This window comes from Chromobacterium sp. LK1, assembly GCF_001043555.1.
In the GTDB taxonomy this organism is placed as follows: Bacteria; Pseudomonadota; Gammaproteobacteria; order Burkholderiales; family Chromobacteriaceae; genus Chromobacterium; species Chromobacterium aquaticum.
The window spans coordinates 165858-174321 of record NZ_LDUI01000035.1; the positions used below are offsets into that span (position 1 = coordinate 165858).

At 65.2% G+C, this 8464-nt stretch carries 8 protein-coding genes; 3 read left to right on the plus strand and 5 right to left on the minus strand.

All coding sequences use genetic code 11. From position 1 onward, the window contains the following. Window positions 1-13: 13 nt before the first annotated feature. A complete protein-coding gene (locus VI26_RS16430) occupies window positions 14-415 on the minus strand; it encodes an RNA-binding S4 domain-containing protein (RefSeq protein WP_048410818.1) in 402 nt (133 codons plus the stop codon). Further along, on the minus strand, window positions 415-1071 hold the full coding sequence (locus VI26_RS16435; protein WP_048410819.1) for a fumarylacetoacetate hydrolase family protein: 657 nt from the start codon (window positions 1069-1071) through the stop codon (window positions 415-417). The genes VI26_RS16430 and VI26_RS16435 overlap by 1 nt, the downstream gene beginning before the upstream one ends. 343 nt (window positions 1072-1414) lie before the next feature. Between VI26_RS16435 and VI26_RS16440 the strand changes: the two genes are divergently transcribed. Next, complete coding sequence (locus tag VI26_RS16440) at window positions 1415-3115, plus strand: PHA/PHB synthase family protein (protein ID WP_369799212.1); 1701 nt, start codon at window positions 1415-1417, stop codon at window positions 3113-3115. Between the two features lie 151 nt (window positions 3116-3266). Here VI26_RS16440 and VI26_RS16445 read toward each other — a convergent pair whose 3' ends face one another. Both VI26_RS16445 and VI26_RS16450 read right to left on the minus strand, forming a co-directional pair. Next, complete coding sequence (locus VI26_RS16445; RefSeq protein ID WP_048410846.1) at window positions 3267-4199, minus strand: LysR family transcriptional regulator; 933 nt, start codon at window positions 4197-4199, stop codon at window positions 3267-3269. Between the two features lie 41 nt (window positions 4200-4240). Continuing rightward, the gene (locus VI26_RS16450) at window positions 4241-6028 is read right to left on the minus strand and encodes an aminopeptidase P family protein (protein ID WP_197081504.1); all 1788 of its coding nucleotides are present in this window, start codon (window positions 6026-6028) and stop codon (window positions 4241-4243) included. Between the two features lie 129 nt (window positions 6029-6157). Here VI26_RS16450 and VI26_RS16455 point away from each other — a divergent pair, with 129 nt between their 5' ends. Beyond that, window positions 6158-6352 carry a hypothetical protein gene (locus VI26_RS16455; RefSeq protein WP_048410822.1) on the plus strand — a complete coding sequence of 65 codons (195 nt, stop codon included), beginning with the start codon at window positions 6158-6160 and terminating at the stop codon, window positions 6350-6352. A gap of 296 nt (window positions 6353-6648) precedes the next feature. Beyond that, window positions 6649-7014 (plus strand): DOPA 4,5-dioxygenase family protein, encoded by a 366-nt coding sequence (locus VI26_RS16460; protein WP_048410823.1) that lies wholly within the window; start codon window positions 6649-6651, stop codon window positions 7012-7014. Window positions 7015-7085: 71 nt separating this feature from the next. Here the strand turns inward: VI26_RS16460 and VI26_RS16465 are convergent, their stop codons facing one another. Then, the gene (locus VI26_RS16465) at window positions 7086-8264 is read right to left on the minus strand and encodes an acetyl-CoA C-acetyltransferase (protein WP_048410824.1); all 1179 of its coding nucleotides are present in this window, start codon (window positions 8262-8264) and stop codon (window positions 7086-7088) included. Window positions 8265-8464 lie beyond the last annotated feature (200 nt).

Consider the following 8464-nt stretch of genomic DNA (forward strand, 5'->3'; position numbering starts at 1 on the left):
TTTGAACCGCCTCTTAAAATTGCCCTTTGAACTTGCTGATCTCGCGGCGCGCCTTCTTGGTGGGGCGGCCATCGCCATGCGGAAAACTGGCGCGCTCCGCCTTCAATAGCAGCACCTGCTCTTCGCGCGCGCGCTGAGAGGCCTCTTCCTCGCGGTAGAGCAGCCGCGCCTCCTGCGCCGGCCGACGCTGGGTGCTCAGCGCCAGCACCTCGACGCGGTACTCCAGCTGATTGATGCGCATCGCCAGCTGGTCGCCCTCCTTGACCACCCGCGACGCCTTGACCCGGTCGCCGTTGACCAGCACCCGCCCCAGCTCCAACGCCTCATGCGCCAGCTGCCGGGTCTTGAAGAAACGGGCGGCCCACAGCCATTTGTCGAGACGGACCTTGCCGTCGTCCTCGGCGCCGACCGCCATCAGAGCACGCTCCATTCCGCGGCGGCCAGGCCCTCCAGCTTCAGGCTGAGCCGGTCGCCGGAACGCACCGCCGCCACGCCCTCCGGCGTGCCGGTATAAATCAAATCGCCAGCCTGCAGGCCATAGGTCCGCGACAGATAGGCGATGATGGCGGCCACCGGGAACAGCATCAAGCCGGTGTCGCCCTGTTGGCGCAGTTCGCCGTTGACGCGCAATTCAAAGCTCAGCCGCTGCGGATCGGCCACTCGTTCCGCAGGAACCAAGCGCGACAGGCTGGCGGCGGTGGGGAAACCCTTGGCCTTGGTCCACGGATGGCCCTTGCTCTTGGCCGCCGATTGCACATCGCGCGCGGTCATGTCCAGGCCGATGCCGTAGCCGGCCACATGGCCTAGTGCTTCCGCTTCCGCGATATCGCGGCCGTCCTTGCCTATCAGCAGCACCAGTTCGCATTCGTGGTGAACATCGCTGGAATAATTGGGCAACCTCAAGGGCTCGCCCTCGCCGACCAGCGCCGACGTCGGTTTCAGGAACACCAGCGGCTCGTCTTCCAGCGGGTTGTTCAACTCCGCCGCGTGCGCGGCGTAATTGCGCCCGATGCAGAAGACATTGCCCACCGCGACTTCCTGATCGCCCAAACGCGCCTTGAATGCCGGCATGACTATCCTTTCCCGTTCTGTTCAACCCCAATCGAATCTTCGCGATTATCCCATAAATTCCACCCCCTCGGCATGCCAGGCCAAAAGGACAGCTAGGCAGATTGTGCACCGCGGCAACAAGATGCGGCTTTCGACGCGCCTTATCGTCCTCCTCCCGGTGAAAATGTCATGCAACCCTGTTACAGTCATGGCGTACCTTGCGACCGCACATTTTGTTACACGGTCCAATGCAGGAAAGCTTCGATAACGCTTCGGCACGTTTCAGGAGACAGCTTTGACCCAAGAAAGTACAAATCCGCTGGATAGTTTCTTCTCCAGCCTATCCGAGGCCAACCAACAATGGATGCAGCAGTTCGTCAACAACCTGCCGCTGCCGCCGCAACCTGGAAATGCTGAACTGCCGCTGGCCAACGCCTGGGGCGCCATGCTCAGCAACGCCGGCCAGCTGTTCGCCTGGCAAAGCAGCCTGTATCAGCAGCAGATGAATCTGTGGTCGCAATTCCTGGGCCAGGCGCCCGCCGCCAACGGCGACGCCTCGGCGAAAAAGGGCGACCGCCGCTTCGCCTCGCCGGAATGGGACGAGCACCCGTTCTACCACTTCCTCAAGCAAGGCTATCTGCTCACCAGCAAATGGATGACCGAGCTGGTGGACAACGCCCAGTTGGAGGAAGAAGCCAAGGACAAGCTGGCCTTCGCCACCCGCCAATACCTGGACGCGGTCTCCCCCAGCAACTTCATGCTGACCAACCCGGACGTGATGAAACGGGCGATAGAGACCAAGGGCGAAAGCCTGGTCGACGGCATGAAGAACATGCTGGAGGACTTCCAGAAGGGCCATATCTCGATGTCGGACGAAAGTCAGTTCGAGATCGGCAAGAACATCGTGGTCACCCCCGGCGAAGTGGTGTTCCGCAACGACTTGATCGAACTGATCCAGTACACCCCCACCACCGGCCAGGTCTATGAAAAGCCGCTGCTGATCGTGCCGCCCTGCATCAACAAGTACTACCTGATGGACCTGCAGCCGGACAATTCCATGGTCCGTCACTTCGTCGCCCAGGGCTACCGCGTGTTCCTGATCAGTTGGCGCTCGGCGGAACCGGAGATGAAGCACTTCACCTGGGAAAGCTATATCGAGAAAGGCGTGATCGCCGCGGCGGAAACCGTGCGCAAGATCAGCAAGCAGGACAGCATGAACGCGCTGGGCTTCTGTGTCGGCGGCGTGATCCTGACCACCACCCAGTGCGTGCTGCAGGCGCGCGGGCTCAAGTACTTCGACTCCACCACCTTCATGACCTCGCTGATAGATCACGCCGAGCCGGGCGAGATCTCCTACTTCATCGACGAGAACCTGGTGGCCAGCCGCGAAGCCAAGATCGCCGCCGGCGGCATCATCAGCGGCAAGGAGATAGGCCGCACCTTCGCCAGCCTGCGCGCCAACGATCTGGTGTGGAACTATGTGGTCAACAACTATCTGCTGGGCAAGACGCCGGCGCCGTTCGACCTGCTCTACTGGAACAACGACGCGGTGGACCTGCCGCTGCCGATGCACACCTTCCTGCTGCGCCAGTTCTACATGAACAACGCGCTGACCAAGCCGGGTTCCATCACCCTGTGCGGCGTGCCCATCGACATCTCCAAGATCAATATCCCGGTCTACATCTTCGCCGCGCGCGAAGACCACATCGTGCTGTGGAGCTCGGCCTACTCCGGCATCCACTACCTGACCGGCGCGCCGTCGCGGCGTTTCGTGCTGGGCGCTTCCGGCCATATCGCCGGCTCGATCAATCCGGTGACCAAGGACAAGCGCAATTACTGGGTCAACGACAAGCTGCCCGAACATGCAGACACCTGGCTGGAAACCGCGGAGAGCCATCCCGGCAGCTGGTGGAAGGACTGGGACGCCTGGCTGGCGCCGCAATCCGGCAAGAAAGTCGCCGCGCCCAAGGCCTTGGGCAGCAAGGACTTCCCGCCGCTGCAAGCGGCGCCGGGCAGCTATGTGCTGGCCAAGGCCATGCCCAGCGTGGTGGCCAGCCTGCAATAAGAACCTGTTTACGCTCTGCTGCGCGTCGGCGGGATGGATAGACATGGGCGTTGAAACCGAGCTCAAAATGCTCATGTACCACGAGTACATTCCGCTTTTTCGCTCGTTTTCGCCTTGTCTCGCCCTTTCTCGCGAGACTTTGAACAGGTTCTTACAATTGGGCGCCGGCCTCCGGCAGCAGGGCGGTGGCCGGCAGCGTCGACAGCCGCTCGCGCAGGAAGTCGATCAGCCGGCGGATGCGCAGCGGTTGGCCGCGCTGGCCGGGGTAGAGCAGGTGCAGCGGCGCGCTGTCGGTGAAGTATTCGTCCAGCACCGTGAGCAGGCGGCCCTGGCGCAGATCGTCGGTGATGTCCAGCAGCGATTTGTAGGCGAAGCCCTGGCCTTGCAGCGCCCAGCGGCGGATGACCTCGCCGTCGTTGCTCTGCTGCGCGCGCTCCAGCCGCAGCGCGCGGCGCTGGCCGTGCTCACGATAAGGCCATTCGTGCATCGGGCCGTCGCCGGTGACCAGGGTCAGCGTCGGCAATTCGGTCAATTGCCGCGGATGGCTGGGCATGCCGGTGCGCGCCAGCAGCGCCGGCGCGGCGCAGACCACGCGGCGGCTGGCGGCCAGTTCGCGCGCGATCAGGCCGCTGTCCGCCGGCTGGCCGTAGCGGATGGCGATGTCGATGTCTTCGCCGATCAAATCGGCCGGGGTGTCGTCCAGTTGCAGGGCGAAATGCACCGCCGGATGCAGGCGACGGAATTCGTCCAGGCAGTCCAGCAAGGCGTGTCGGCCCAGATCCGACGGCGCTGACAGCCGGATCAGGCCGCTGAGTTCGCGCTGCTCGCGCTGCAGCCGGTCCTGGCCTTGCTGCAGGGTGTCCAGCGCGCGCTGGCAGTGGTCGCGGAACACTTCGCCGGCCTCGGTCAGCCGCAGCTGGCGGGTGGTGCGCTGGAACAGTCGGCTGTCCAGCGCGGCCTCAAGCCGCTGGATGCAGGCGCTGGCGGCGGCGGGGGACAGGCCTTGCTTGCGGCCGGCGGCGGAGAAGCTACCCAGCTGGGCGGCGTCGAGGAAGAGGCGTAGGTCGTTGAGTCGATCGAGCATGAGCATGGCCCGGGCGCGGCTGCGCCCGGGCGGGGAGGGGTTTAAATGGTTTCGGTATTGGCCAGCAGCCACTCGCGCGCCGCGCCGTCCACCAGCGGCAGCAAGCGCGCGCGCACTTCCTCGTGGTATTGGTTCAGCCAGTCCACCTCGGCGCGGGACAGCAGGTTGAAATCCAGGCAGCGGGTGTCGATAGGGCATAGGGTCAGGGTTTCGAAGCGCAGGAAGTCGCCGAATTCATTTTGCGACGAGGCCACGTTCAGCACCAGGTTCTCTATGCGCACGCCCCAGCGGCCGGGCCGGTAGACGCCGGGTTCGATCGAGGTGACCATGCCTTCCTGCATCGCCATATTGGCGTCCGGCACCGCGCGGGAAATGCTCTGCGGGCCTTCGTGAACATTGAGGAAGTAGCCGACGCCGTGGCCGGTGCCATGGCCGAAGTCGATGTCCTGCTGCCACAGCGGCGCGCGCGCCAGCGCGTCCAGCATAGGCGACAGGGTGCCGCGCGGGAAATGGGCCATGGACAGGCCTATGGTGCCTTTCAGCACCAGGGTGAAGTCGCGCTTTTGCTCGGCGGACGGCGCGCCGACCGCCACCACGCGGGTGATGTCGGTGGTGCCGCCCAGGTATTGACCGCCGGAGTCTATCAGCAGCAGGCCGTCGCCCTTGATCTCGCTGTGGGCGGCTGCGGTGGCGTGGTAGTGCGGCAGCGCGCCGTTGGCGTTGAAGCCGGCGATGGTGCCGAAGCTGGGCGACACGAAGCCGGGCCGGCGCGCGCGCGCGGCGGTGATTTCCTCGTCTATGGTCAGCTCGGTGACGCGGCTGCGGTTGACCTCGCCTTCGAACCAGGCGAAGAACTCGCACAGCGCCGCGCCGTCCTGTTCCATCGCGCTGCGGATGTGGGCGGCCTCTTCCTTCGTCTTGCAGGACTTGAACAGGGTGCTGGGATTGATCGCCTCGATCACGCGGGCGGCCGGATTGACCGCCTGGCGCAGGCCCAGGGTCACGCGGCGCGGGTCCAGCAGCAGGCTGGCTCCGGCCGGCAAGGCGGCGAGCGCCGGCTTGGCCTGGGCGTAAGGCCGCACTTCGACGCCGTCGGCCGCCAGTTGGGCGCGCAGCTCGGCGGAAACCTTGCCTTCGCCGACGAAGAGGGTGGCCTGCTGACGGCTCAGCAGCGCGTGGCTGATGAAGACCGGATTGTAGTTGACGTCGCTGCCGCGCAGATTGAAGCTCCAGGCGATGTCGTCCAGCGTGGACAGGAAGTGCCAGTCGGCGCCGGCCTCGTCCATGGCGGCGCGCAAGCGCGCCAGCTTGTCGGCGCGGCTTTGCGGCGCGAAGGCCGGTTCATGCTGATAGACCGGCGCGTCCGGCAGCGGCGGGCGCTGCGGGTCGATGGCGTCTATCAGGTCCAGATCGGTGCGCAGCCGGGCGCCGGCCTGCTCCAGCGCGGCTTGCAGCGCCTTGGCCGCGGCCAGGCCCAGCGAATCGCCGTCCACCGCCAGCGTCTGGCCGGCGCTCAGGGTCTTGGCGATCCAGCCCAGATGATCGGCGCTGGCGGCGCTGACGATCTTGACCAACTGGATGCCGCTGCCGGCCAATTCGGCCTCCGCTTGAACCCAGTAGCGGCTGTCGGCCCAAACGCCGGCGAAGTTGTGGGTGACGATCAGCGTGCCCATGGAACCGGTGAAGCCGGACAGCCATTGGCGGGCCTGCCAGCGCGCCGGCAGGTATTCCGACAGATGCGGGTCCGAGGAGGGCACCAGACAGGCGTCGACGCCGGCGTTCTTCATGGCGGCGCGCAAGGAGGCGATGCGTTGCGGAATGGTGTCCAATTGCGGGGTTGCGAGGGTGTTCATGCCGGCTCCGGGGGATGTATGCCATGCATTCTGTGGCTAATGAAACCGGGACGCAAGAGTATGAGCATAGCTGATGATTGCCATGTCATTTTTTGAGCCGGCACGATGGCCGCCGACAGGTCTATACTGGAGCCGGCATCGGCGCCGCCGATGCACGCCAAGGAGCTGATCATGAGTAAATCAAGACACAGCAGCAAGGAAGCCAAAAAACAGCCGTTGCTGACGCCCAAGGAAAAACGGGCAGCCAAGCATCAGAAGAAACACGGGCCGGATGGCACGCCCATCATTGTGCCTCACTAAGGCGAGCGCCGTGGCGATGCGGCTGCCTTGATGTGCTGAGCGCCTCGCTGATTTTGATCCGTGCGCTGTTTCCCTTCACGGTCCATGCGACCGTCCACGCCGGCCAGCGGGCCGGCCAATCGCCCAAACCTCCTGCCGCTGTGGTCAGGAGGTTTTTGTTTGCTGCGTTGAGTCAGGGCGAAGGCATGCACGCGCGGTCAAAATATGCTTCCTTGATTTTTTGCGGCGGAGACGATAGCTTTACTGGCTTTATTCGGGGCCGGCCGCAGTGAGCGCGGCAGGGGCAAGGGAAAGAGATGCAACAAGCCATCGAGGCGGCGGGTTATCACGCCCATGTGTATTTCGACACGGCGCAGCAAGCCGCGGCGCGGCGGCTGCGCGAGGCGGTGGCGCAGCGCTTTGCCGTGGAATTGGGGCGCTGGCGCGAGCAGGCTTACGGGCCGCATCCGGTGGGCGCGTATCAGATCGCTTTCGCGCCGGCCTTGTTCGGCCAGATCGTGCCGTGGCTGATGCTGAACCGGGAGGGGCTGAGCGTGTTGCTGCATCCGCTGACCGGCGACGATGTCGAGGACCATAGCGACTTCGCCATGTGGCTGGGCGCGCCGCTGGAATTGAACATGGACTTTCTGCGCCAGCACGGCGACAACGGGCGCTCGGGCTAGTCCGACGGGCGCGGCCAAAACAAAACCCACCGGCCTGAGCCGGTGGGTTTTGTGATTGACGGGTACCGGTTTTAGCGCCGTTCCACCGCCAGTGCCACGCCCATGCCGCCGCCTATGCACAGCGTGGCCAGGCCCTTCTTGGCGTCGCGACGCTGCATTTCATGCAGCAGGGTGACCAGCACGCGGCAGCCGGAGGCGCCGATCGGGTGGCCCAGCGCGATGGCGCCGCCGTTGACGTTGACCTTGTCCGGGCCCCAGCCCAGTTCGCGCGCCACGCCCAGCGCCTGGGCGGCGAAGGCTTCGTTGGCTTCCACCAAATCCAGCTCTTCCACGGTCCAGCCGGCCTTGTCCAGCGCCTTGCGGGTGGCGGCCACCGGGCCTATGCCCATGATTTCCGGCGCGCAGCCGGTCAGCGCGTAGCCCTTGATCGTGGCCAGCGGCTTCAGACCCAGCTGGTCCGCCTTCTGCGCCGACATCAGCAGCACCGCGGCGGCGCCGTCATTGATGCCGGAAGCGTTGCCGGCGGTGACGGTGCCTTCCTTCTTGAAGGCGGCGCGCAGCTTGGCCAGGCCTTCGGCGCTGGCGTCGTGCTTGATGAACTCGTCGCTGTCGAAGGCCAGCGGATCGCCCTTGCGCTGCGGCACCAGCACTGGCGTGATCTCGTCCTTGAACTTGCCGGCTTTCTGCGCGGCGGCGGCGCGTTGCTGCGAGGCCAGCGCCAGCGCGTCCTGCTCTTCGCGGCCGATGCCGTACTTTTCCGCCACGTTTTCAGCGGTGATGCCCATGTGGTAGGCGTTGTAGGCGTCGGTCAGGCCGTCGTTGACCATGGTGTCGATCAGCTGGGCGTTGCCCATGCGGAAGCCGTCGCGCGAGCCGGGCAGGATGTGCGGCGACAAGGACATGCTTTCCTGGCCGCCGGCGATGACGATGTCGGCGTCGCCGTTGGCGATGGCCTGGGCGCCCAGGTGCACGGCGCGCAGGCCGGAGCCGCAGACCACGTTGAGGGTGGTGGCCGGGGTGGTGACCGGCAGGCCGGCCTTGATCAGCGCCTGGCGCGCCGGGTTCTGGCCGCTGCCGGCGGTCAGCACCTGGCCGAGGATGACTTCGCTGACGTCTTCCGGTTTCAGGCCGGTTTTGGCCAGCAGCGATTTGATGACGGTGGCGCCCAATTCCGGGGCCGGGATCTTGGCCAGCGCGCCGCCAAAGCTGCCGATGGCGGTGCGGGTTGCTGCGACAATCACGACTTCCATGTTTTTCTCCGTCTCTCTCTTCAATGTGACCGCGAAGGTCGGTGTGCCGGCCAGCGCGCCGGCGGCGGGGCGGGGAGGCCGCTAAAAGCGCTTCGAAGCGGCTTTCAATCCCCTGCCCAAGCATCCCGCCGAAGCGCGGCAGACTTTGAACAGTGCTTCTTAGAGCCTGTTTATGATCTCGCGAGCAAGGGCGAGACAAG

Bases quoted from the DNA above. Each gene is read 5' to 3' on its own strand.
- VI26_RS16445 (WP_048410846.1), bottom strand. From the start codon at position 4,199: ATGCTCGATCGACTCAACGACCTACGCCTCTTCCTCGACGCCGCCCAG.
- VI26_RS16435 (WP_048410819.1), bottom strand. From the start codon at position 1,071: ATGCCGGCATTCAAGGCGCGTTTGGGCGATCAGGAAGTCGCGGTGGGC.
- VI26_RS16460 (WP_048410823.1), top strand. From the start codon at position 6,649: ATGCAACAAGCCATCGAGGCGGCGGGTTATCACGCCCATGTGTATTTC.
- VI26_RS16465 (WP_048410824.1), bottom strand. From the start codon at position 8,264: ATGGAAGTCGTGATTGTCGCAGCAACCCGCACCGCCATCGGCAGCTTT.
- VI26_RS16430 (WP_048410818.1), bottom strand. From the start codon at position 415: ATGGCGGTCGGCGCCGAGGACGACGGCAAGGTCCGTCTCGACAAATGG.
- VI26_RS16440 (WP_369799212.1), top strand. From the start codon at position 1,415: ATGCAGCAGTTCGTCAACAACCTGCCGCTGCCGCCGCAACCTGGAAAT.
- VI26_RS16455 (WP_048410822.1), top strand. From the start codon at position 6,158: ATGGCCGCCGACAGGTCTATACTGGAGCCGGCATCGGCGCCGCCGATG.